Source organism: Paractinoplanes tereljensis (assembly GCF_016862435.1).
GTDB classification, from domain to species: domain Bacteria; phylum Actinomycetota; class Actinomycetes; order Mycobacteriales; family Micromonosporaceae; genus Actinoplanes; species Actinoplanes tereljensis.
The window spans coordinates 17,601-40,162 of sequence record NZ_BOMY01000064.1 but is presented as its reverse complement, the minus strand read 5'-3'; the positions used below and the strand labels follow the sequence as shown (position 1 = coordinate 40,162).

The following is a 22,562-nucleotide window of genomic DNA, read 5'->3' as shown; positions in this document are numbered from 1 at the left end:
CTGCTTACCGGTAATGGCGGCTCACCATCCTTCGAGTACGGGTCGGGTTGCCAGCATCCGGGGTGGGCCGTGCGGCGCCGTGGCGGCGGCGCCGCACGGTGACTGTCGCTACCGCGTTGCGGTCGTCCACAGGTCGCAGTGGTGCTCGGCCGCCATCCGCGCCGCCGGGACCGGCACCGAGCGGCCACCGGCCCGTACGGAAAGCACGGCGTCGGTGTGGTTGTAGGCCGGCCAGGCGGCCGCGAACGGTGCCCGGGGCACCCCGGTCCGGACGAAGGAACCCCAGTACCGGACCAGGTCCACCGCCAGCCGCCGCTCGGCGGCGTCGAAGGTCGGCGCGATCGGCGTGCCGTTGTCGAAGCTGGGCCAGAAGTAGGCCAGTTCGGCGGCGTGCCCGGCACCCCACACGTATCCCGGTGGCTCAGGCGAGAGGCCCGGGCCGGTGCGGTGGTCGAAGCGGTATCCGTAGGTCCGGGTGTACGTGGCGAAGGTGTCGACGAATGCCAGCGTCGGGCAGCCGCCCAGCCCGGCGATCAGTCCGGAGTCGGTCATCACGGCGGCGACCAGATATGCCGCGGTGAACTGATCCGACTCGGCGGGCCAGGGATAGCGGGCCAGGACGGCGCCGGCACGGTCCGGGAACACCGTCGAGATCCAGGCCGTGTACTGCTGCTCGCTCTGCCCGATGAAACCTTGCGCGAAGGTTCGGCCCTCGTCGCGGTTGGCGCCCACGATCATCGGTACGCGCTGGAAGCGCCCCGCCCGTACCGCGGTGTCGGGGTTCTCCGGCAGCATGGCGCCGCCGTACGCCATCGAGGACGGTGGCGGTGCCGCGTCCAGGAGCGTCGCCACGTCCTTGGCCCGCAGGCAGGAGGCGGCCGTCGAGACATCGGGGCAGCCGAGCGCGGTGGCGTAGTTGGTGCCGGCCGCCTCCAGCGTGCTGATCGGTCCGGCCGTGCAGGATCCGCTCTGGATGATGGCCCGGCCGAAGAGACCACGGGAGCCGGGCGACGTCAGGTGGGCACAGACCGAGAATCCGCCGGCCGACTCACCGCCGATGGTCACCTGCCGCGGATCGCCGCCGAATGACCCGATGTTGCGCTGCACCCAGCGCAGCGCCGCCTGCTGGTCGAGCAGGCCGTAGTTGCCGGACTGACCGGGCTGACCGCTCAGCCCGGGATGGGCGAGAAAGCCGAAGACGCCGAGGCGATAGTTGATGGACACCACGATGACGCCGGTCTCGCGAACGATGAGGCTGCCGTCGTGCTGGCTGCCGCTGCCGTTGCTCAGGCCGCCGCCGTGAATCCAGAAGTAGACCGGCAGCCGTTGGCCGGTCCGCGCGGACGCCGGGCGGAACACGTTGAGATAGAGGCAGTCCTCGGTCTCGGAACGCGGTCCGTTCGTGCTGGCCAACATCGGGCAGGAGGGGCCGTACCCGGTGGCCGGCCGAACGCCGTGCCACGGCTGCACGGCCTGGGGCGGCTGCCAGCGCAGGGCGCCGACCGGCGGCCGCGCGTACGGGAGGCCCAGGAAGCTCTGGACCCCGCCCGACCGGAGCCCGCGTACGTCGCCGGCCTCGGTGTGTGCCCGGGCTGCGGCACCGGTCGCCGTCGCACCTGTGGTGAGGGCGAGGGTCGCGACGGCCAGTGCCGCGATGGTGATTCCTCTGATGGATCGCATGTGCCACCTCATTTCTCGGGACCGATCACGGGTCAACGGACGACGACGGCGGCGCGCAGGCGGATGTCCCGGGACGAGGAGCCGACCAGGACGGAGCGCCGGCCGGCGGCGACGGTCCAGTCGTCGCGCTTGATCGACCAGTAGGACAGCGCTCGCCGATCGACCGTGAGGCGGACCCGTCGCCGTTCCCCGGGCCCCAGTTCGATCCGGGTGAAGGCGGAGAGCTGGCGCGGCGCCATCGGCACCGGGGCGTGGTCCGGCGGGGTCAGGTAGACCTGCGGCACCTCGGCGCCGCGGAGCCGGCCACTGTTGCGAACCTGGAAACTGACTTCCAGGCCGCCGGCCCGCGAGCGCACCGACAGGTCGCTGTAGCGGAACCGGGTGTAGGACAGCCCGTGGCCGAACGGGAAGAGCGGTTCGACACCCTTGGCGTCGTAGTGCCGGTAGCCGACGAAGATTCCTTCGCTGTAGACCGCATGCCCGTCCACGCCGGGGTACCGCTCGGTCGGTGCGGTCGGTGCGTCCTCGGCCCGCTTCGGAAACGTCTCCGGCAGTTTGCCGCCCGGATTGATCCTGCCGAGCAGCAGCGCCGCGGTGGCGTCCGCGCCTTCCTGCCCCGGGTACCACATCTGCAGGATCGCCCGGGTGCGTGCGATCCACGGCATGACCACCGGGGCGCCGGTGTTGAGGACGACCGTCGTGCGGGGATTGGCCCGGGTCACGCCGTCGAGCAAACCGTCCTGATCGTCCGGCAGGGACAAACTGGACCGGTCCTGGCCTTCGGTGCCCTCGTTGAAGGCGAAGACCACCGCGGTACGGGCGGACGCGGCGAGCCGGGTCGCCTCGTCCAGTGCCTGCTTGCGTCGCTCCGGCGTGACCCAGGCCAGGCGTACCCGCATGACGGTGTCCGCGGCGGCGGTCGCGGTGATGGTCAGCGCGTGCGGCGCACCGGCGGCGAGCCGCACCACGGCGCCCGCGTTGGTGAGCCCGTCGACCGTGGCCATCAGCCGGTTGTTGCCGCCGAGCAGCGAACCCACCGCGCCGATCTCCGCGCCGTCCAGCGTCAGGGTGATGGAGCCGGTGTATCCGGGTGCGCCTCCGGCGCCCTGGATGCGCAGGTCGTAGTCGCCGTCCGTAGGCGCGGTGAGGGTGCCGGTCCAGGTCCATGACGTGCCCGCGGGCAGTGCGTCGTCGCCGGCGTGGTCGACGTCCGGCACCGATTCGGCGGTGCCGCCGGCCCGCGTGCGCTGCAGTTTCAGCGCCGAGGCCGGCACGGCCACGCCGTCCAGATCGATGCCGGGCGCGTATCGGATGCGGGCGCGGGGTCCGGCCTGACGGGTGAGGGCCTGCAGGGGGCTGTCCGCGTGCGCCGGAATGACGTGGGCGCTGCCGGCACCGCCGACCAGAGGAGTCCTGGCCGTGGGCCCGATGACGGCGAGGTCGTTCAGGTCCGTGCGATCCAGCGGCAGGGCACCGTTCTCGTTGCGCAGCAGTACCGCGCCGTCCGTGGCGATGTCACGGGCGATCCGGGCGTGCGCCGCGGCGTCGATGTCCGGGCGGGGTGGCGCTCCGTCGAGCAGGTCGAAGCGGCGCATCTCGGTCAGGATCCGGCCGACCGCGACGTCTACAGTGGACTCCGGAACTTCGCCCGCGCGAACCGCCGCGGCGAGCCGGCCGTAGTAGATCCCGTACGGCATCTCCATGTCCATGCCGGCGGACAGCGCCGGACCCGCGCTGTGGGTGGCGAACCAGTCGGACATCACCCAGCCGCGGAATCCCCACTCGTCGCGCAGGATGGTGGTGAGCAACTCCGCGTTCTCGGCCGCGTAGACGCCATTGACCCGGTTGTAGGCGGCCATCACCGAGCCCACGCCGGCCTTGACCGCCGCCTCGAACGCCGGCAGGTAGATCTCGCGCAGCGTCCGTTCGTCCACATCGGCGCTGACGGTCTGGCGGTCCTTCTCGAAGTTGTTCGCGGCGTAGTGCTTGACCGTCGCGATCAGCCCTTCGTCCTGGATGCCGCGGATCTCGGCCGATACGAGGCTCCCGGCCAGCAACGGGTCCTCGCCGAAGGTCTCGAAGTTCCGGCCCGCCTGCGGCACCCGAACGATGTTGGTCATCGGGGAGAGCAGCACGTCGACGCCCAGTCCGCGGCCTTCGCGGCCGATGACCCCGCCGAAGTGCCGGGCGTGACCGCCGGAGAAGGTGGCGGCCAGCGCGATCGGCGCCGGCAGCGCGGTCGCGTGCGCACTGACCCGGACGCCGGCCGGCCCGTCGGCCAGGCGCAGCTCCGGGATGCCGAGGCGCGGCACGCCCGGCAGGTAGCCGGCCTGACCGAGCGACGCCGGGTCGTTGGCCCCGTACAGAAGGGAGGTCTTCTCCTCGAGCGTCATCGTGCGCAGCAGCTCAGCGATGTCGCGGTGGTGCGGGGTTGCCGGGGTCCCGGCCGCGGCCGCAGGCTCGGTGGTCAGTGCGGCACGGGCTGCCGCGATCGCCACGACGGTGCCGGCGAGCAGGCGCCCGGCGGCTCGCCGTGACAGCGGCGTATGCAGGGGTGTCTGGGGCACATCGGCCATCTGCGGGACTCCTTCGGAGAGGCAATCGATGCTGGGCAATGACTAAGTTGTGTCCGACAACATATTGCTGGGCCGTGGCGCGCAGAACCCTACCTTCCATTAGGTAGAAGATCGTCGATTACGGTTGTGTAACGTCCCATGTCAGTGCACATTGGTGGGCGGCCCCCGCCATTGATAACCGAGTTATCAGTAGGTAATGAAGGCGCCGTAGAGTGGGCTGATGCCACGACCGTCAGCTCCCTCCACTCCGCCCCGCGCCTCGGCCACCGGTCGTGGGGCGCGGACCCGCGCGGCCATCCTTGAGGCGGCCACCCGGGTGTTCGCCGTTCACGGCTATCGCGGTGGCTCCCTGGCCGCCATCGCCGGCGAGGCCGAGTTGACCCAGCCGGGGGTTCTTCACCACTTCCCGTCCAAGGAGCACGTGCTGATGGCGGTGCTGCAGGAACGTGACCGGGAAAATGTGAAGCAGCTGAGGAGCGGCCCCTGGCACGACGGCGGGGTGACCGCGCTGCGGACCCTGCTGGGCCTCGTCGAGGACAACGCGATCGCCCGGGAGCGGGTGCAGATGTTCACCGCGCTCGTGGGGGAGGGCGTCTCGGCGGCGCATCCGGCGCACGACTTCTTCGTCGAGCGCTACGCTCACCTGCGCTACCAGCTCATTCGGGCGCTGCAACGCGGGCAGGACGCCGGAGAGTTTCGGTCCGATGTGGACATGGCGATGATCGCGTCCCTGGTCCTGGCCGCGATGGACGGGCTGCAGATCCAATGGCTGCTGGACGACGAGGAGACGATGCCGCCCAGGTTCGCGGTCCTGCTCGACATGCTGGTGACCTACCTTGCCGCCGAACCGCCGGCCCCGGGGTGACCGCGACGGCGACGCGAAGCGGAGAGCCCGGCCGGGCGTGCCGACCCTGCCCTCCGCTCCGTGATGTCCCCGCTGGTCGGCTCAGAACGGGCAGCTGTCCGCCCAGGCGGTGATCAGCGAGGTGTTGTTGCGGTCGGCATCCCGCTCACTGCCGCACAGGAACGTGCTGAACCGGGAGTCGTTGCGCAGGAAGCGGCTGAAGAAGGACACCAGGTACTTACCCTGCTTGGCCTTGTTGCCGTTACCCGTCATCGGGCACAGGTGGTCGCCGGGGTACTGGGTGTACAGCTTCTCGTTCTTGGTCATGCTGTCGTAGAAGACCTTGCCCATGGTCGCGGCCGGCGCGGCCACATCGTTCTGACAGGTCACGATGTAGGTGGGTGCGGTGACCGCCGCGAAACTCGAGCTGGCGTAGTACGGCGCCAAGGGCGCACCCGCCTTGAACCGGCTGTCGTCGCGCAGGGTCACCAGCGTGGCGCCGCCGCCCATCGAGTGCCCGGCGACCCCGAGCGTGCCGTTGACCTTGCCGGAGACGGGATTGCCGCTCGCGTTGCTCAGGCTCAGCAACTGGGTGCCGGCGGCCTGAACCTGCTTCGCCCGCGAGTCGGGGTCGTCGTTGAGCGTGGTGGTGTCGGTGTTGACGACCACGAAACCCCACGAGGCGAGACGCGGCGCCAGCCAGCTCAGGTTGCTCTGCGTGCCCTGGTAACCAGGCATCAGGACAATGCCGGGGTACGACCCGGTCGCCGTCGGGTAGGTGACCGTGCCGGCCTTGTAGCCGCTGGGGTTCGGCACGGTGTAGGTCCCGGTGGCCAGCGGCCCGTTCGTCGCCTCGAGCGACTGGGTCGTCGGATTCGGGATCGTGGTGCTCCCCGGCGGCGGGCTCGAGGTCGCGGTGGGGCTGGGAGTCCCGGGAGAGCCGCCCGTGGTCCCGTAGACCTGGAATTCCCAGAGCGAATACCCGTAGGCGGTGGCTCGCGCGGTGCCGTACACCCGCACGTACCGGCCGGTGCCGCTCACGTCGAGGGTCTGCACACCGCCGGTGCCGCTGGTGGTGGCGTAGATGGTGGTCCAGGTCGCCGCGTCGGCGGACGTCTGGATCTGGAAGGCCCGGCCGTACGCGCCCTCCCAGCGGAGCACGACCTGAGTGACGCTCGCCGTGGAACCGAGGTCGACCCGCAGCCATTGCGGGTCACCGAACATGCTCGACCAGCGGGTGCCGGTGTTGCCGTCCACGGCCGCGGACGCCGGGGTGCCGGCGTTCTCGGCCGAGGACGCGACGGCCGGCTTGCCCTGCGAGAGCAACTCGGCGGCGGCGGCCTGGGCGGGGGCGGTGATACTGGCCAGCGTCACCGACGCGACGGCGGTGGCCAGGGTGATCCCGGCGGCCAGCCACCGGGAGCGGCCGGCGGGTGGGCGCGCGGCAGCCGGAAAACGTGAGGTTCGCATGTCCTACCTCTTCGCGGACGGGTGCGGCACGAGCCGGCGCGGTGGGCGCGGTCGCGCTAGCACGAGGAGACGGGCTCGGCATCGTGGGCGCCGCGGAACACCATTGACCCGGCGCCGGACTGTGCCGAACCCCTTCGATCGACGTACGTCGAACTGTGAGCTCGTTCGCAACGTATGCACCGGTGGTACGTCAGGGAAGGTGGCTGTCCGTAGGACGGAAGACAAACCGCGTCGGCCGGGCCTCTGGTGCGCTATCGGGCCGGCGTGCCGTCCGCGCGCAGCGCGTTCATGGTCAGCGCGATCAGGCCGTCCTTCATCTGCGGGAAGTCGCCGGACGGGGTGTGCCGTGCGTAGCCGCTGCGGCCGAAGATCGCGCTGACGAAGACCTCGGCGGCCAGCGGTAGCGGGGCGTCGCCGCGGATCTCGCCGCGGCGCCGGGCGTCGACGAGCGCGTCCTCGATGACCGCCATGGCCTGGTCGATCACGTCGCGCTGGAACACGGCGTACTGCTCGGGGTGGGCGGACAGCTCGGCCGCGTAGCGGGCCAGGATCGACTGCCGGGGCTCGGACAGGGTTTCGGCGATCTGGTCGAAGAGGGCGTCGAGGTCGCCGCTCAGGGTGCCGGTGCGAGGCGGGGCCAGGCCGACCGAGAGCGACTGCAGGGCCGCCGTGATCAGGGTCTCGCGGTTGGGCCATCGGCTGTAGATGCTGCGCTTGGCGACACCGGCGCGCAGGGCGACCGAGTTGAGGCTGAAGGCGGCGGCCCCGGTGCCGGCGAGCTCCTCGACGGCGGCCCGGACGATCCGCTCGTCGACCGCGGGATCACGTGGCCGACCTCGGGCGGGTGCGGTGTCCATGCTCCCAGGATATCTGTTACCGGAGTGGTTGCATAAATCGTGGCGCCAGGATTACCGTCGTATTACGTCACCGATCTGGTGCACTTATTCGTAAAGGCGGTACGGCCATGAGCTTTGAAGGTTCGGGAGTCCTCGTCACGGGAGCCGGCGCCGGCATCGGACGAGCCACCGCGCTGCACCTCGCGTCCCTGGGCGCCCGGGTAGTGGTGTCGGACATCTCCGACGAGGGCGCGAAGGGCACGGTCGAGGAGATCCTCGGCGCCGGCGGCCAGGCGAGCGCCGTCGTCGCGGACGTGGCCGACGCGGCGAGCGTCGACGAACTGATCGCCCGCTCGGTGGAGTACCTCGGCGGTCTCGACCTCGCGGTCAACAACGCCGGCATCGGCCACCACCCGGGTGACCTGCACGAGATGCCGATCGAGGTCTGGGACCAGGTGATGGGCATCGACCTGCGCGGCACCTTCCTGTGCCTGCGCGCCGAGCTCAAGGTCATGGTCGAGGCCGGGCACGGCAGCATCGTCAACATGGCCTCCAACGCGGGGCTGAAGAACGCGCCGGACATGGCCGCCTACACCACCGCCAAGCACGGTGTCATCGGCCTGACCAAGAACGCCGCGCTCACCTACGCCCGCCGCAACATCCGGGTGAACGCCGTGTGCCCGGGCACGATCGCGACGCCGGGCATGGCGTCCTTCCCGGCGGAGACCCAGCGCGAGTGGGCGAACCTGATCCCGATGGGCCGTCTGGGCACGCCGGAGGAAGTAGCGCAGGCGGTCGCCTACCTGCTCTCCGACCAGGCCGCCTTCATCACCGGCATCGGCCTGCTCATCGACGGCGGGCTGATGTACGCGTGAGCACCATGCGCGCTCTGCTCTTCGACGACTACGGCCCGCCCGACGTGCTCCACATCGGGCGGGTGGAACGGCCGTTGCCCGGGCCGGGTCAGGTCCGGATCCGGGTACGGGCGGCCGCGGTGAATCCGGTCGACTGGAAGATCCGCAGCGGTGCGAGCGCCGCCTTCCACCGGCTCTCGCTCCCGCACATCCCGGGCCTGGACGCCGCCGGTGTGGTCGACGAGGTCGGCCCGGGTGTCACGGGCCTACACGTCGGTGACGAGATCTTCGGCAGTACCGTCACCGGCGCGTCGGCCGAATACGCGCTGCTCGACGCGACCGCGTGGGCCTACCGGCCCGCCGGGCTGTCCTGGGCGGAGGCGGCAGCCCTGCCGTCCGCCGCCGAGACCGGCCTGCGCGCCGTCGACCTTCTCGGCGTCGCGGACGGCGACACGGTGCTGGTCAACGGTGCCGCCGGAGCGGTCGGGCTGGCCGCCGCGCAGTTCGCCATGGCGCGCGGGGCTTCGGTGATCGGCACCGCGGGCGACCACAACCACGACTTCCTGGCCGGCCTGGGCATCACCCCGACCCGGTACGGCGCCGGGCTGGTCCACCGGGTCCGGGCCTGGACCCCCGGCGTGAACCGCGCCCTGAACGCCGCCGGGCAGGGGGCGTTGCCCGACCTGATCGCGCTCACCGGCGCCGTCGAGCGGGTCATCACCGTGGTGGCGGAACCCGCCGCGGCCGAGCTCGGCGTGCGGTTCACCACCGGCGCGGAGCGGCGCTACTGGGAGGCGCTGCAACTGGCCGTCGACCTGCACGAGAAAGGCCGGTTCACCCTGCCGGTCCAGCACGTGTTCCCGCTCGCCGACGGAGCCGAGGCACACCGCCGCAGCGAACACGGCCACGGCCTGGGCAAGCTCGTGCTCCAGCCATGACTCCAACGCCGCCGTTCGAGGGGACAGAGCTGTCAGTCCAGGTTCCTAGGACGCTCTTGAGTCGTTCCCTTGCCTCGCCTGGGGCGGCGCGCACGCGGCTGGCCTAGTATCGCTGAACCGGGTCGACCGGGAATCCGCCTTGCCTGGCGATCGGTTCGAGCGGAAGGGCTGCACATGTCGTCAACGGCCTCGTCCCGGCCGCCGACGCTCGACGAGGTCGCCGCGCGCGCGAAGGTGTCCCGTACGGTGGCATCCCGGGTGATCAACAACGGCCCGCACGTGAGCCGCGCCAAGCGGGACGCGGTCCAGAAGGCGATCCGTGAGCTCGGGTTTACGCCGAATCGGGCCGCGCGGACGCTGGCGACCCGTCAGACGGGTGTGGTGGTGCTGGCGGTCTCCGGCGATGGGCCGGGCGTGTTCGCCGATCCGTTCTTCGGGCAGATCATCGTCGGTGCGTGCACCGCATTGGAGAAGACCGACCTACACCTGGTGCTGAGTCTGGCCACTACCGGCCACGGCCAGCAGCGGCTGGAGACCTTCCTGCAGACGCGGGGTGCCGACGGGGTGATGCTGGTAGCACTGCGCGGCGACGATCCGCTGATCGACATCGCGACGCGGTCGGGACTGCCCACCGTTTTCATCGGGCTGCCGATGCGGGAAACGCCGCCCTTCTACGTCGAGGTGGACAACGCGGGCGGGGCGCGTGCGGCCACCGAACATCTGCTGCGCGGGGGTCGCCGCCGCATCGCCATGATCACCGGACCGGACGACACCGCGGTGGGCCGGGAGCGCCGTCGCGGCTATGCCGAGGCGCTGACGCTGGCCGGGCTCGGGCCGTACGCCACCGAGCCCGGGGACTTCATGGAAGCCGGCGGCGCCGCCGCGATGCGCGCGTTGCTGAGCTCGCACCCGGACCTGGACGCCGTGATCGCCGCGAACGACAACATGGCGGCCGGGGCCTTGCGAGTGTTACGCGATGCGGGCCGGTCAGTGCCCGGTGATGTGGCGGTGATGGGTTTCGACGACCTGCCCATCGCGATGCACACCGATCCGAAGCTCACCACGGTTCGTCAGCCGGTGCAGGCGCTGGGTCGCGAGGCCACGCGCATGCTGATCGAACTGCTCGACGGCGAGCGGCCCGAACCGTTCATCCTGCCCACAAACGTGGTCGTGCGGGACTCGGCCTGACGACACCGGCCGGACCCGCTCGCTCAGAGCGACGCCGCCGGTCGGGAACGGGCGTAGTTCGCGGCGACGCGGGCGAGGTCCGCGCCGCACCCGTTCATTGACCTCGTCCGCACCCACGAGGTGAAGGCGGCGAGCGCGGCCGGCGACGAGTTCGGCGACCACGCCTCTTCCTTGGTCAGGTCGAAGTAGGTGAGCAGCTTGAGGTCGGGGTACGCGCCCGAGCGCAGCGTCGCGGTCATGTCCCGGAACCACTGGGCCTTGTCGCCGCCGTCCTCGGTGGACGCGAACTCGCCGAGCGTCACGGGCCGGCGCGGCGCAACCGCGCGGGCCTTGGCGTAGGCGGTGGCGAACGTCGCGTCGAAGCTCGCCCAATGGTCGCCGGCCGGGTCCCACGACGGGCCGAAACCCCAGTTGTAGCCGTCGATACCGACCCAGTCGACGTACTTGTCACCGGGATAGGCGACGGCCGGGTCGTTGTAGGCCTCATCCGGTGAGGACCCGTTGTTGTACGCCCACACCCATTGCACGTTTCGCGCGCCGGCGGCCGCGGTGAGGTCGTGGACGTGCCGGTATGCCCGCACGTACAGCGAAGGGTCGGCGTTGTTGTTCGCGATTCCCCACGGATACCAGTTGCCGTTGAACTCGTGTCCCCAGCGGACCAGGATCGGCAGCCGTACGGCGGCGAACTCTCGGGCTCGGGCCCTGATGTAGGCGTCCCACGTGCCGTCGATGATGTCCCGCAGGTGGATCTGACCGGGGTCGTTCAGGCCGAGGGCGGTGTTCCACGGCTCCCAGGTGTAGTGGGGCATGACGCCGCGCCGCCACAGCTCCTTGGCCTCGTTCACCGGGAAGGCCAAGCCGCTCGCCCAACTGTCGAACCACATCACGCTCGCGGGGGTGACGTCGTAGAGGTTCTCGACATCGGTGGCGATAGTGGTGGGAGACCCTTCCCGGAACACACCCAGATAGCGAGTCGGATCCGATCGAGCGTGTGCGCTCGCGGCGCCGGCATCGGACATCGCTACCGTCGCCGCTGCCGCAGCCGCGCCCAGCAGTGTTCGCCTCCGCATAGATCCTCCAAACAGGGGAATGAGAGCGCTCTCGCAAATGTGGAAGCGCTTCCGGCCACAAGGTACTTCCGGCGCTCATCGATGTAAAGACCAGGTTTCGAAAGTCGACCTAGAACCTTGACAGCGGCTACTTTCGCGTCACAGACTCGGCACACCTATCGATGGATTTAGACCGGAAGCGCTTCCAATTCTGACCCGACCCCGACGGAACTGGAGAACTCAATGCTCATCACGCGAGCTCGCGCCCTCGAAGCGTTGGGCGCCGCCATCCTCGGCGCGGTCGTGGCCGTCACAGCGACCGGTGTCGTGCCGGCCGAGGCTGCCATCGGCCCCAGCTTCGTCGACAACTTCAACGGCTTCGACACCAGCCGTTGGTACAAGGCCGACGGTTACAGCAACGGCAGCATGTTCAACGCCGGCTGGCGCGCCGACCACGTCTGGTTCAGCGGCGGCGTCGCGGGCATCAACCTGGACACCGCGTCGTGCCCGGGCGGCTGCTCCGGCAAGCCGTACGCGGCCGGCGAATATCGCACCACCGACCTGTACTCGTACGGCCGCTTCGAGGCGCGACTGAAGGCCGTCAAGAACCCCGGCACCGTGACGTCCTTCTTCACCTACACCGGCCCCAGCGACGGCCAGCCCTGGGACGAGATCGACGTGGAGATCCTCGGCAAGAACACCACCCAGGTGCAACTCAACTACTTCACCAACGGCGCCGGCGGCCACGAGACCGTCATCAACCTGGGGTTCGACGCCTCGGCCGGCTATCACAACTACGCCTTCGAGTGGTGGAACGGCGGCACCATCAACTGGTTCGTCGACGGAGCGCTCGTCCACCAGGAGAACGGCTCGCGCGGGCCGCTTCCCACTCACCCGCAACGCATCATGATGAACCTCTGGCCCGGCATCGGCGTGGACGGCTGGCTGAAGCCCTTCACCTACCCGGGTACGAAACTGACCGCCACCTACGACTGGGCCAAATACACCAGGTACTGATCGCCGTCCGCTACCTGGTTGCGGTGAGGGTGCCGAAGCCCAGTTGGTCGTAGCCACCGCTGTTCGGGCCGTAGTCACCGCCGCCTCCCTCCGGGCGGACCTGGGCGGCGAACGCGGCGCTGTTCGGCACGGACAGCCCGCGACGGCGCGCGTAGTGGTTGTAGATCAGCTCCCAGATGGGGCGCACCTCGCCGCGGCCGGTCGGCGAGATCACCGACTGGACCACGCTGGTGGTGGCGCCGGGCGGCCCGTAGACCCAGGTGTACGGGGTGTACGGGACGGTGCCGCCGAGGTTGTACTTGGCCACGTACTCGGCGCATTTCATGATGCGGTTGTTGCCGAGGCCGTAGAGGTCGATGCCCTGGTTCCAGGCCATCTCACAGATCGTGCCGAGCAGCCCGATGCCGAGGGTGGCGTGGCCCTGGTCGCGGCCGCTTTCCTGGAACTGGGCGAGTCCCTGGTCGTCGTAGACGTACGGGATGGCGTGGTTGATCGAACCGTTTCCGGCGCCGGTCTTGAAATAGGCGACCGCCTGATCGATCTTTGCCTGGTCGTCGCAGACGACGCCGATGGCGAGCACCGAGGCGATGGTGCAGAGGTCCCAGTTCGCCCAGTAGTGGGTGACGACGTTGCCGTTGTGGTTGCGCAGGAAATCGTCGTTCATCGGGTAGAAGACGGTGCGCAGCATGGTCTGGAAGCGCGCCAGGTCGAAGCCGCTGAAGGAGCGGATCAATTCGGCGGCGTTGGCGAACTGGTAGCCGTAGAGGCCGGCCGCCAGGAACTTGTCGGACGTGCCGTCGATCTTCGTGAGCGTGCCGGACCAGGCGTTGAGGATGTCGCGGGCGCAGTTGCCGTAGCCGGTGATGCCGGTGACCCGGTAGCGCAGCGCGTTCTGGTAGGCCGCGTGGATGTCGTTGTAGAGGGTGCCGTAGTTCTCCGGGGTGCCGGTGCCGCGGTAGACGGTGGCCAGCGGGGTGGCTTTCCAGGTGTTCGCCGCGTGCGCGTTCGCGGTCAGCCGGGCCCAGCCGTTCGTCCAGGGCTGTGCGCCGGCGCCGACTTCGGCGGCCATCCGGTTGAGGTCGGTCGAGGTGTGCAGCAGTCCCGGGTGGACGATCGTCGCCGCCGAGGCGGACGGCGCGGCCGCAATCACGGCCGCTCCGGTCAGGCCGACGCCGGCGGCCTTCAGCAGTGTTCGGCGGCTGGGCCCGATCGGCTTGTCTTGCTCAGACATGGTTCTCCCTGTTACCAGCAGGCTCCTCGGTGGCGGAGCGAGATAGTAAACGCTCTCTGCGAGGCTACGACCCATGGCATTGATGCACAACGATGTATTGCCCTCGTGTTACCGCAGGGAGGAATTTCCCGCCGTTTTGCGGTGATATGAGGCGATGCCGTGGTTTGCCTTAGCTCCAGGAGAAGTTAGAAAACGCTTACTTCCCGCTCTGGGGCGCGGCGAAGCGGAGCATGGCCCGGTACATCCGGCGCGGCGCGGGTGGGTCCGGCAGGGGTGCGGCCGCCGTCGCGGCGCAGGCCTGCAGGAAGTACGCGACCAGTCGGCGCGACGTCTCCGGTGCGGCGTCGGCGGTGGCGGTGAGCACGCCGGCGTTGGCCATCAGGAACATGACCATGTCCTCGGCGACGAAGTCCTCGCGGAGCCGGCCGGCGGCCTTGGCCCGGTCGATGAGTGCCACGAAGTCGGTGAAGGACCGGTCGCGGTCGGCCTCGAACCGCTTGGCCGTGGGAAAACTCAGGGTCAGCACGGTGGTGAAGCCGCGGTCCTCGGCCTGCATCGCGCACACGCGTTCGACGTAGTCGCAGAAGCCGCGCCACGGGTCGGGCTCGGCGAGCGCGTCGCGGGCCGCCTCCGCGTACGCCGTCATCTTCTGCTCGAACGCGGCCGCGACCAGATCGGCGCGGGTCGGATAGCGGCGGTAGAGCGTGCCGACCCCGACACCCGCCCGCCGGGCGACCTCGTCCATCGGCACGTCGAGGCCGCACTCGGCGAAGGCCTCCCGGGCCGCGGCCACGATGCGCTGCCGGTTGCGCTCGGCGTCGACGCGCAGGCCCGGGGTGGTCATGGCGCCAACCGTAGCAGACAAGTGGACGATGCCCTCCACTTGTCTGCTACGGTTGCCGCAACAAGTGGAGGATGTCGTCCACTTCCCGCCCCGGAGGTTGTCCATGCGTGCCGTCGTTATTGCCGAACAGGGCGCGAGCCCGGCCCTCGCCGAGCTGCCCACTCCCTCGCCGAGCGCCGGTGAGCTGCTGGTGCGGGTCGAGGCGTCGTCGCTGAACGGGTTCGACACCGCCGTTGCGGCCGGCTATCTGACCGGGATGATGGAGCACCGCTATCCGGTCGTGCTGGGCAAGGACTTTGCCGGCACGGTCGAGGCGGTCGGCCCGGGCGTGACCCGGTTCGCCGCCGGTGACCGGGTCTTCGGCGTGGTCACCAAGCCGTTCCTCGGCGACGGCGGTTTCTCCGAGTACGTGGTGGTCGGTGACGGCCTCGGCGTCGCCGCGATCCCCGGCGGTCTCGACGTGTCCACGGCCGGCGTGCTCGGTCTGGCCGGCACCGCCGCCGTCGACGCCCTCGACGCGGTCGCCCCGCAGGCCGGCGAGACCGTGCTGGTCAGCGGCGCGACCGGGGGAGTGGGCGCGATCGCGATCCAGTACGCCGTCGCGGCCGGTGCCCGGGTCATCGCCACCGCCCGGCCCGGCGCGGAGGCCGACCTGGTCCGTGAACTGGGCGCGACCGGCATCGTGGACCACACCGGTGACCTCGCCGCGCAGGTGCGGGAGCTGGCACCGGCCGGCGTGGACGTGGTTCTGCACCTGGCCGGCGACGGCGCTGCCCTGACCGGCGTGCTCGCCGAGAAGGGCCGCCTGGCCAGCACCCTCGGCCTCGGCCCCGACCAGCACCCGGCCGCCGTCTCGATCATGGCAACACCGGCGGCCCAGACCCTGGATCGGCTCGCCGCCGACGCCGCGGACGGCCGGCTCACCGTGCCGGTCAGCCGCACCTACCCACTGGCCGAGGTGCCGGCCGCCTTCGGTGATTTCGCCGGCGGCACCCTTGGCAAGCTCGCGATCACCCTCGTCTGAGCGAGACCATGGAACTCGGCATCCTGTCGCTGAGCGACCTCCATCAGGTAAGCGCCGCGCAGAGGATCGCGGACACCATCGACTACGCCGTCCTCGGCGAGAAACTCGGGCTCGACGTGTTCGCCCTCGGCGAGCATCACGGCCTCGAGTTCGCCGTCTCCTCGCCGGCCGTGGTCCTCGCCGCGATCGCGGCCCGCACCGAGCGGATCCGGCTCACCAGCGCGGTCACCGTGCTCAGCGTGCTCGATCCGGTCCGGGTCTACCAGGACTTCGCCACCGTCGACCTGGTCAGCTCGGGCCGGGCCGAGATCATCGCCGGGCGAAGCGCGTTCGCCGAGCCGTTCGCGCTGTTCGGCGAGGACATGAACGACTACGACGCGCTGTTCGCCGAGAAGATCGACCTGCTGCTGCGGCTGCGCGCCGACGACCACGTCACCTGGTCCGGGAAGTTCCGGCCGCCGCTGCGCGACGCGCCCATCGCGCCCCGCGCGGCGCAGGCGGAGTTGCCGGTCTGGGCCGGGGTCGGCGGCTCACCCACCAGTGCGGTGCGGGCCGGGCTGCTCGGGCTGCCGATGGTGCTGGGCTACATCGGCGGGCCGCTGAGCCACGCCAAGCAGGCCGTCGACCTCTACCGCGCGGCGGGGGAGCGGGCCGGGCATCCGGAGAAGCTGCGGGTCGGCATCTCCACCCACTTCTTCGCCGGGCCGGACGACGTCTTTCCCTACTACCACGAGTACCTGCGGCCGAAGACCCCCGGCGGCCGCGGCTTCCTGGTCGACCGGACCGCCTTCACCGCCGGCACCCGCCGTGGCCAGGCCATCATGATCGGCCCCAGCGACCAGGTCGCCGAGAAGATTCTCGACGCCAAGGAGATGCTCGGCCTCGACCGCTTCTTCGGCCAGTTCGACTGGGGCGGCCTGCCCCGCGGGCTGGTCGAGGAATCCCTGCACCGCTACGCCACCGAGATCGCCCCGATCGTCCGCCAGCACTGAGGAGAACCATGCCCACCATCGCCATCGTCGGGGCCGGTCCCGGTCTCGGCCTGTCCATCGCCAAACGTTTCGGCCGCGAGGGCTTTGCCGTCGGCCTGATCTCGCGTACCCAGAAGAACCTCGACGCCCTCGCCGCGGAACTGGAGGCAGCCGGCGTCACGGCGGCCGGGTTCGCCGCCGACGTCACCGACTCCGCCGCTCTTGGCGCGGCGATCGAACAGATCGGCCCGATCGACGTGCTCAGTTTCTCGCCGAGCGCCCCCGACAACGCCGACCTGCGACCGGTCGCCATCACCGAGGTCACCCTGGCATCCGTCCAGCCGCAGCTCGAGTTCTACCTCGGCGGCGGCATCGCCGCGGCACAGCAGGTGCTGCCGGCGATGACCGGGCGCGGCGCGGGAACGATCCTGTTCACCACCGGCGGATCCTCCGCCAACCCCGGCATGATGCCGGCCTTCGGGAACATCGCCATCGGCGCCGGCGGTCTCCGGACGTACGCCCTGAGCCTGCACGCCGCCGTCGCGGAGCAGGGCGTGTACGTGGCACACATCCCGCTCAGCGTCTGGATCGGCCACGGGGGCCCGGAAACTCAGCCCGACACCATCGCCGAGCACTACTGGACCGTGTACACCGGGCGAGAGGGTGCGGAACACCCGTACGTCGCTCTCCCTTGAGCCAAGTGTGGTGCCGCGGCAAGGCCCGGCCCCAGAACGGCGGTTACGGTCACCCCGACCACATCCAGAACCATCGCGTGACGATGGCCACCCGGGTCGACACAGGGGTGAGCGACCAGAAGTACGACGCTCTGGCCGCACACGCCAGCCAGAGCGCCGGCGCGCTGACGTGCTCATCCTGACCGTGCCGGCGATCATGGCGCCGCTGTCGGGGGGAATCTCCGCGGGCTGAGGCGGGGTCTGCAAGACCTCAATCCCGGGTCCGTCCGGCCGATTCTTGTATTTGTGGGTGGGGATCGGCCGGAACCGAGGATTCGTCAACGGCTACGGAGTATCGCCGGGCACGCGGTCGAGCCGCTCATCGCGTTGCCGGTGGTGCTGGTGCTGTATCCGCACGGTCTGGTCGGGCACGCTCCGTGGATCTTGACGATGCTGCCGTTCGTCCTGTTCGGCACCCTGCAGCAGCCCGCCGTGCTGGCCCTGCTGCAGCGCGGACCACTGCGGCGCATCCGGTCGCTCGGTCCCGTGCTGCACATCCTCGTGGTGGTCTGGATCATCTACGTGCTCGGCTGGGGCCCAGTTCTGCCGCTGGCCTTCGCCCTGGTCGTCACCGGGCACTTCCGCGCCGGGGAAGCCCCGGTGTGGCGGACGATGCTGGTGTGGAGCTGCCTCTGCATCGCGGCCGGACAGGCCGGCATCGCACTCGGCTGGATCTTCTGCTACCTGCCGCCGGTTCCGGCGCAGGTCGCAGGGCTGCTCGGCGCCATGCTCACCGCCATGTTCATCCGGCTGCTCGGCCGCGCCGCCGAACAACGTGAGTCGGCCGAGGCGGAGGTACGCCGCGTAGCGGCCCACTTCCGGGAACTCGTACAGGATTCGACCGACGTGATCGCCGTGGTCGGCCCGGACCATCGACTCGCCTATCTGAGCCCGGCGATTCGCCATGTCACCGGATTTCCGCTGGAGTTCTATCTGGGCAGCGAGTACGGCGTGGGCATACACGAGGAGGACCACGCGAAAGCCGCCACCGCGTTGGCGGACACCATCGCCCATCCCGGGGTTCAGCAACGCTTCCAGATGCGCCTCGGCCATGCCGACGGCGGTTGGCGCTGGGTGGAGGCGTCGATGCGCAACCTCCTGGGCAACCCGGATGTCCGGGGCATCGTCATCACCTTTCGCGACGTCACCGAGCACCGGGCCATGCAGGAACAGTTGGCGCACGAGGCCAGCCACGACCACCTGACCGGTCTCGTCAATCGGGCGGCGTTCCTGCGTGGCCTGGCCGAATGCCCGGGAGCATCGGTGCTCTTCATCGACCTCAACGGCTTCAAACAGATCAATGACGCGTACGGGCACCGGTACGGCGACGCGATCCTGGTCGCCACGGCCGCGGTACTGGACAGTTGCGTACGCGGCGATGACCTGGCCGGCCGGCTCGGTGGCGACGAGTTCGGCGTGGTGCTGACCGTGGCGAATACGCCGGCCGAGGCCGTGGTGGTGGCCGAACGGATCCTCGCCGGCCTGGACCAGCCGGTGCTGGTGGACGGCACGGTTCTGCACGCGCGGGCGAGCATCGGCGTCGCAGTCGCGGGCCCCGACGCCGTCGACCCGGCGACGTTGTTGCACCGCGCCGACACCGCCATGTATTACGCCAAGCGGAGCGGCGGCCACACCGCGCAGGTGTACTTCGACGGCATGCTGACCGACCAAGTAGCCGGGGCAGTCCGCCGGCACTGAGTCACGAGTTGTCCGCGCTCAGAGTGCGCCTTCGCGGCTGGCTTACCTCTTCGCACAGGCGCCCGCCGAGTCGTGCTGCGGATCCGTCACTTCGTTAGCCACCTAACAAAGAATGCTAGGTGGCCAACCATCTTTCAATCGGGGTCAGCGGTTACGCCACTGCGGCTTCCGCTTCTGGGCGAACGCGGCGAGTCCCTCGGTAGCGTCTTCGCTGGTCATCAGATCGTCGACGGCCGCACTCGGTCGGGTGACCGCGTCGATGACGTCGGGGATGCCGCGGGTCTCCTCCATCACCTGCAGCGAGATGCGCACGGACGTCGGCGATGAGTCGAGGATCTCGGAGGCCAGGGCACGCGCTCCGTCCAACGCGGCGCCGGCTTCGGTGACCCGGTTGACCAGCCCGTACGCGAGGGCCTCGTCGGCGGTCAGCCGGCGGCCGGTCAGGATCATCTCGTTGGCCAGCTTCGCGGGCACGGTGCGGGGCAGCCGGATGAGGCCGCCGGCACCGGCGATGAGCCCGACCTTGACCTCGCTGAGCGCGAACTTCGCGGTCGCATCGGCGACGACCAGGTGGCAGGCCAGGGCGATCTCGCAGCCGCCGCCCATGGCGAAGCCGTTGACCGCGGCGATGACCGGCTTGGGCATGCTCCGGCGACCGGTCAGGCCGGCAAAACCGTTCTTGGGCACCCACATCGGCTTGCCGGAACCGGAGTAGATGAGGTCGTTGCCGGCCGAGAAGGCCTTGTCCCCGGCGCCGGTGAGGATGGCGACCCACAGGTCGGGGTCGGCGAAGTAGGCGTTGAAGGCGTGGTCGAGCTCGTCGTTGGCCATCGGGTGCAGGCTGTTGCGGGCCTCGGGCCGGTTGATGGTGATCTCGAGCAGGTGTCCGTCCCGTTTGATCAGGATGTGCTCGTAGCGGTCGCGGAGCACGGCCGGCTCCGGCGGGAACAGCTCATCCATCCGGGCCTCGGTGGTCGTGACCCGATTGCCGGCGCCGAACGAGCGCACGTACACCCGCTCGCCGATCGGCTCTCCGCCGCCCAACAGGTCGAGAACGTCGTCGCCGCGGGCGACGAACCGGCGACCGTCGGCCTCCAGCCGCCCGATCACGATGCCGGTCCGCTTGCCGTCCCGGCTGTGCTTGACGGTGTACGTCTCAATCGTCGCCCATCCATCCGCCTGCCGGGCCTCGACCGGGGCGGGCCGCGAGTCGAGTTCGGCCTGCAGCGCGGCGCTGTCGTCCGGCCGCCACGGCGACGGTGTGGTCGTGTAGACGCCGACGGAGTATTTGCTCATCGAGCCGCCGTTGGCGCCGACGAACCCGTAGTCCTTGGAGAGGCGGACGCGCCGGACGATCTCGGCGATGGCGTGCATCGAGTAGTTGTTACCGGCCCCGCCGAAGAACGGCAGTCCGCCGGTGACGGTGAGGCCGCGCGGGTCGTCGGCTTTCAGGCCGAAAGCGTCGGCGATGTTGAACACCGGCGCCGGGAAGCAGCTGTAGAGGTCGATGTGCGCGAGTTCGTCGAAGCCGATCCCGGCCACCTCGAGGGCGTGCCGGGCCGCCGTCACCGAGGCCGGGCCGGCCGACAGATCGGCGCGTTCCATCAGATCGCGTTCGCGCAGGTCGGCGTGACCCGGTAGGAAGACCCACCGGTCGGCCGGCACGCCGAGCCGGCGAGCCGCGCCGACCGACATGAGGAGTACGGCGGCGCCCTGGTTGACCTTCTCCCGGGCGACGACGTACCGGGTGTACGGGTCGGCGATCGGCCGGTTCGCGGCGGTCGGTGTGACCAGCTCCTCGGCGCTGCGCTCGGTGGGCGCGGCGGAGTGCGGGTTGGCAGCGGCGACCCGCGTGAACGGGGCGAACAGCTCACCGATCGCGGCGGCGTACTCCTCGCGGGAAAGTTTGAGCCGGGCGCCGCGGGCGTTGTCGAACAGGGCGTACTGGCTCGGCGCGTCGGTGAGGCCGTGGGCCGCCAGGTGCATCGACATCAGGCCGCGCAGGCCGTAGCCGCGGTCCTCCAGATCGCCGTCGGCGTGCTCGGTGAAGTCGGGCCGGTCGTCGGCCTTCGCGTAGTTCTCGATGGTGGAGATCGCCTCGGAGCCGAAGATCAGCACCACCTCGGCACCACCGCCGGCGATCGTCGCGGCGAATTCGTTGACCAGGTGCTGCGGACTCTGCCCGCCGCTGACCTCCAGCACGGCCCGCTTCGGGTCGGCGCCGAGCCGGCCGGCGACCGAGCGCGGGAAGTTGTCCGAGCGGCCCAGCGGCGCCCGCGCCATCGGGGTCGAGTTCTCGAACTGCCGGGTGCCGGCCACCGTGTCGACCGCGGCAGCGATCGCGTCGGGGTCCGCCCCGGCGTCGGCGAGGGCCTCGCGGGCGGCGTCGGCGGCCAGGTCGACCGGCGAGCGGCGCAGGTATCCCTCGGTGTCGAGGCGTTCGGAGGCCTGGCCCACGCCCACCACGATCGGGGTGCGCGGGTCGAGGTCGTCGGAGTTCAGTGCCATGTCGTAGCTCCAGAGTCCATGATCAGAACGGGCTTGATGGCCGAGCCGTCCTTGGCTTGGGCGACCGCCTCGTTGATCTCCGAGAACGGGAAGGTCCGGACGATCTCCGGCATCGGGAACCGGTCCTTGAGCAGCCACTCGACCAGCTGGGGGATGAAGGTCTGCGGGTCGGCGTCGCCCTCGATGCAGCCGCGGACGGTCTTGCCGCCGCTCATCAGATCGCCGACGTCGAGGGTCACGTCGGGGCCGATGCCGACGACGACCAGCGTGCCGAGGCTGGTCAGCCCCTGGGCCGCGGTGCGGATCACCGCGGGGACGGCGGTGCTGTCGAACGCGTGGGTCGCGCCGCCGCCGGTCAGCTCCCGCAAGATGGTCAGTAGCTCCGGGTCCGCGCCGTCGAGGACGTGCGTGGCGCCGGTCTTCAGCGCGGTCGCCCGGCGGGAGTCGGACAGGTCGATCCCGATGATCTGCCCGACGTCGAGGTTGGCGGCCGCCATGATCGCGGCCATGCCGACCCCGCCCAGCCCGAAGACGGCCAGGCGACTGTCCGGCCCCGGCTCGAGCACGTTGACCACCGCCCCCGCGCCGGTCTGGATGCCGCAGCCGAACGATGCGGCGAGCGTGAGATCGACACCGGGGTCGACGACGACAGCGTTCCGGCGTGCGGTCACCGCGTACCGGGCGAAGCTGGACTGCCCGAAGAACGAGCCGACCACCGGCCCGTCCGGGCCGGTGAGGGTCGGGCTGCCGTCGGCGCGGGCCCCGGAAGCGTTCAACTGCTGGAATCGGACGCAATAGGCGGGGTGGCCGGCGGTGCATCGTTCGCACGCGCCGCAGGAGGCGTAGCTCAGGATGACCTTGTCGCCGGGGCGTACGTCGGTGACGTCCGATCCGACGCGCTCGACGATGCCGGCGCCCTCGTGTCCGAGGACGGCGGCGACGCCGTCGGGGAACATGCCCTTCATGGCGAGATCGGTGTGACACAGGCCGACCGCCTCGACCCGGACGAGAATCTCGTCCGGCCGGGGGTCGTCGAGCTCCAACTCCTGGAACGTGAACGGCTGAGCCGGGCCGGTGCTGACGGCGGCGGTGGTTTTCAT

At 70.3% G+C, this 22,562-nt stretch carries 18 protein-coding genes; 9 read left to right on the top strand and 9 right to left on the bottom strand.

The features are described from left to right. Window positions 1-108 precede the first annotated feature (108 nt). Complete coding sequence (locus Ate02nite_RS47090; RefSeq protein WP_203814533.1) at window positions 109-1,680, bottom strand: carboxylesterase/lipase family protein; 1,572 nt, start codon at window positions 1,678-1,680, stop codon at window positions 109-111. A 32-nt stretch (window positions 1,681-1,712) separates the two neighbouring features. Continuing rightward, window positions 1,713-4,256, bottom strand: a complete 2,544-nt coding sequence (locus Ate02nite_RS47085; protein WP_203814532.1) for a beta-glucosidase family protein — start codon at window positions 4,254-4,256, stop codon at window positions 1,713-1,715. A 220-nt stretch (window positions 4,257-4,476) separates the two neighbouring features. On the opposite strand from Ate02nite_RS47085, the gene Ate02nite_RS47080 reads away from it, so the two are divergent. Beyond that, entirely contained in the window at window positions 4,477-5,121 is a 645-nt protein-coding gene (locus Ate02nite_RS47080; protein WP_203814531.1) for a TetR family transcriptional regulator, read from the top strand. Window positions 5,122-5,202: 81 nt separating this feature from the next. On the opposite strand, the gene Ate02nite_RS49765 is transcribed toward Ate02nite_RS47080, so the two are convergent. Both Ate02nite_RS49765 and Ate02nite_RS47070 read right to left on the bottom strand, forming a co-directional pair. Further along, entirely contained in the window at window positions 5,203-6,570 is a 1,368-nt protein-coding gene (locus Ate02nite_RS49765) for a poly(ethylene terephthalate) hydrolase family protein (protein ID WP_203814530.1), read from the bottom strand. Window positions 6,571-6,821: 251 nt separating this feature from the next. After that, window positions 6,822-7,427, bottom strand: a complete 606-nt coding sequence (locus Ate02nite_RS47070) for a TetR/AcrR family transcriptional regulator (RefSeq protein WP_203814529.1) — start codon at window positions 7,425-7,427, stop codon at window positions 6,822-6,824. A 107-nt stretch (window positions 7,428-7,534) separates the two neighbouring features. Here Ate02nite_RS47070 and Ate02nite_RS47065 point away from each other — a divergent pair, with 107 nt between their 5' ends. The 3 genes from Ate02nite_RS47065 to Ate02nite_RS47055 all read left to right on the top strand — a co-directional run bounded on the left by Ate02nite_RS47065 (window position 7,535) and on the right by Ate02nite_RS47055 (window position 10,386). Continuing rightward, on the top strand, window positions 7,535-8,281 hold the full coding sequence (locus Ate02nite_RS47065; RefSeq protein WP_203814528.1) for an SDR family NAD(P)-dependent oxidoreductase: 747 nt from the start codon (window positions 7,535-7,537) through the stop codon (window positions 8,279-8,281). A gap of 5 nt (window positions 8,282-8,286) precedes the next feature. Further along, window positions 8,287-9,198 (top strand): NADP-dependent oxidoreductase, encoded by a 912-nt coding sequence (locus Ate02nite_RS47060; RefSeq protein ID WP_203814662.1) that lies wholly within the window; start codon window positions 8,287-8,289, stop codon window positions 9,196-9,198. Between the two features lie 174 nt (window positions 9,199-9,372). Continuing rightward, entirely contained in the window at window positions 9,373-10,386 is a 1,014-nt protein-coding gene (locus Ate02nite_RS47055) for a LacI family DNA-binding transcriptional regulator (RefSeq protein ID WP_203814527.1), read from the top strand. 23 nt (window positions 10,387-10,409) lie between these two features. Here Ate02nite_RS47055 and Ate02nite_RS47050 read toward each other — a convergent pair whose 3' ends face one another. Then, a complete protein-coding gene (locus tag Ate02nite_RS47050) occupies window positions 10,410-11,456 on the bottom strand; it encodes a glycoside hydrolase family 26 protein (RefSeq protein WP_203814526.1) in 1,047 nt (348 codons plus the stop codon). Between the two features lie 222 nt (window positions 11,457-11,678). Between Ate02nite_RS47050 and bglS the strand changes: the two genes are divergently transcribed. Next, a complete protein-coding gene (gene bglS, locus Ate02nite_RS47045) occupies window positions 11,679-12,452 on the top strand; it encodes a beta-glucanase (protein ID WP_203814525.1) in 774 nt (257 codons plus the stop codon). Window positions 12,453-12,462: 10 nt separating this feature from the next. Here the strand turns inward: bglS and Ate02nite_RS47040 are convergent, their stop codons facing one another. After that, window positions 12,463-13,683: an alginate lyase family protein gene (locus Ate02nite_RS47040; RefSeq protein WP_203814524.1), complete on the bottom strand. Its 1,221-nt coding sequence runs from the start codon at window positions 13,681-13,683 to the stop codon at window positions 12,463-12,465. A gap of 196 nt (window positions 13,684-13,879) precedes the next feature. Beyond that, window positions 13,880-14,527, bottom strand: coding sequence for a TetR/AcrR family transcriptional regulator (locus Ate02nite_RS47035; RefSeq protein WP_203814523.1), 648 nt, complete (start codon window positions 14,525-14,527; stop codon window positions 13,880-13,882). Between the two features lie 103 nt (window positions 14,528-14,630). Here Ate02nite_RS47035 and Ate02nite_RS47030 point away from each other — a divergent pair, with 103 nt between their 5' ends. The 4 genes from Ate02nite_RS47030 to Ate02nite_RS47015 all read left to right on the top strand — a co-directional run bounded on the left by Ate02nite_RS47030 (window position 14,631) and on the right by Ate02nite_RS47015 (window position 18,954). After that, on the top strand, window positions 14,631-15,551 hold the full coding sequence (locus Ate02nite_RS47030) for an NADP-dependent oxidoreductase (RefSeq protein ID WP_203814522.1): 921 nt from the start codon (window positions 14,631-14,633) through the stop codon (window positions 15,549-15,551). Window positions 15,552-15,559: 8 nt separating this feature from the next. After that, window positions 15,560-16,543, top strand: a complete 984-nt coding sequence (locus Ate02nite_RS47025; RefSeq protein WP_203814521.1) for an LLM class flavin-dependent oxidoreductase — start codon at window positions 15,560-15,562, stop codon at window positions 16,541-16,543. Between the two features lie 8 nt (window positions 16,544-16,551). Next, window positions 16,552-17,217, top strand: a complete 666-nt coding sequence (locus tag Ate02nite_RS47020) for an SDR family NAD(P)-dependent oxidoreductase (protein WP_203814520.1) — start codon at window positions 16,552-16,554, stop codon at window positions 17,215-17,217. A 285-nt stretch (window positions 17,218-17,502) separates the two neighbouring features. Further along, window positions 17,503-18,954: a sensor domain-containing diguanylate cyclase gene (locus tag Ate02nite_RS47015; RefSeq protein WP_203814519.1), complete on the top strand. Its 1,452-nt coding sequence runs from the start codon at window positions 17,503-17,505 to the stop codon at window positions 18,952-18,954. Window positions 18,955-19,098: 144 nt separating this feature from the next. Here Ate02nite_RS47015 and Ate02nite_RS47010 read toward each other — a convergent pair whose 3' ends face one another. Both Ate02nite_RS47010 and Ate02nite_RS47005 read right to left on the bottom strand, forming a co-directional pair. Beyond that, window positions 19,099-21,462: an acetyl-CoA acetyltransferase gene (locus Ate02nite_RS47010; RefSeq protein WP_203814518.1), complete on the bottom strand. Its 2,364-nt coding sequence runs from the start codon at window positions 21,460-21,462 to the stop codon at window positions 19,099-19,101. Next, the gene (locus Ate02nite_RS47005; RefSeq protein ID WP_203814517.1) at window positions 21,453-22,562 is read right to left on the bottom strand and encodes an NAD(P)-dependent alcohol dehydrogenase; all 1,110 of its coding nucleotides are present in this window, start codon (window positions 22,560-22,562) and stop codon (window positions 21,453-21,455) included. Before Ate02nite_RS47005 ends, Ate02nite_RS47010 begins: the two co-directional genes overlap by 10 nt.

Excerpts from the sequence above, each read along its gene's own strand:
- Ate02nite_RS47035 (WP_203814523.1), bottom strand. The coding sequence starts at position 14,527 with ATGACCACCCCGGGCCTGCGCGTCGACGCCGAGCGCAACCGGCAGCGC.
- bglS (WP_203814525.1), top strand. The coding sequence starts at position 11,679 with ATGCTCATCACGCGAGCTCGCGCCCTCGAAGCGTTGGGCGCCGCCATC.
- Ate02nite_RS49765 (WP_203814530.1), bottom strand. The coding sequence starts at position 6,570 with ATGCGAACCTCACGTTTTCCGGCTGCCGCGCGCCCACCCGCCGGCCGC.
- Ate02nite_RS47025 (WP_203814521.1), top strand. The coding sequence starts at position 15,560 with ATGGAACTCGGCATCCTGTCGCTGAGCGACCTCCATCAGGTAAGCGCC.
- Ate02nite_RS47085 (WP_203814532.1), bottom strand. The coding sequence starts at position 4,256 with ATGGCCGATGTGCCCCAGACACCCCTGCATACGCCGCTGTCACGGCGA.
- Ate02nite_RS47055 (WP_203814527.1), top strand. The coding sequence starts at position 9,373 with ATGTCGTCAACGGCCTCGTCCCGGCCGCCGACGCTCGACGAGGTCGCC.
- Ate02nite_RS47070 (WP_203814529.1), bottom strand. The coding sequence starts at position 7,427 with ATGGACACCGCACCCGCCCGAGGTCGGCCACGTGATCCCGCGGTCGAC.
- Ate02nite_RS47060 (WP_203814662.1), top strand. The coding sequence starts at position 8,287 with ATGCGCGCTCTGCTCTTCGACGACTACGGCCCGCCCGACGTGCTCCAC.
- Ate02nite_RS47010 (WP_203814518.1), bottom strand. The coding sequence starts at position 21,462 with ATGGCACTGAACTCCGACGACCTCGACCCGCGCACCCCGATCGTGGTG.
- Ate02nite_RS47005 (WP_203814517.1), bottom strand. The coding sequence starts at position 22,562 with ATGAAAACCACCGCCGCCGTCAGCACCGGCCCGGCTCAGCCGTTCACG.
- Ate02nite_RS47090 (WP_203814533.1), bottom strand. The coding sequence starts at position 1,680 with ATGCGATCCATCAGAGGAATCACCATCGCGGCACTGGCCGTCGCGACC.
- Ate02nite_RS47020 (WP_203814520.1), top strand. The coding sequence starts at position 16,552 with ATGCCCACCATCGCCATCGTCGGGGCCGGTCCCGGTCTCGGCCTGTCC.
- Ate02nite_RS47040 (WP_203814524.1), bottom strand. The coding sequence starts at position 13,683 with ATGTCTGAGCAAGACAAGCCGATCGGGCCCAGCCGCCGAACACTGCTG.
- Ate02nite_RS47080 (WP_203814531.1), top strand. The coding sequence starts at position 4,477 with ATGCCACGACCGTCAGCTCCCTCCACTCCGCCCCGCGCCTCGGCCACC.
- Ate02nite_RS47050 (WP_203814526.1), bottom strand. The coding sequence starts at position 11,456 with ATGCGGAGGCGAACACTGCTGGGCGCGGCTGCGGCAGCGGCGACGGTA.
- Ate02nite_RS47065 (WP_203814528.1), top strand. The coding sequence starts at position 7,535 with ATGAGCTTTGAAGGTTCGGGAGTCCTCGTCACGGGAGCCGGCGCCGGC.
- Ate02nite_RS47030 (WP_203814522.1), top strand. The coding sequence starts at position 14,631 with ATGCGTGCCGTCGTTATTGCCGAACAGGGCGCGAGCCCGGCCCTCGCC.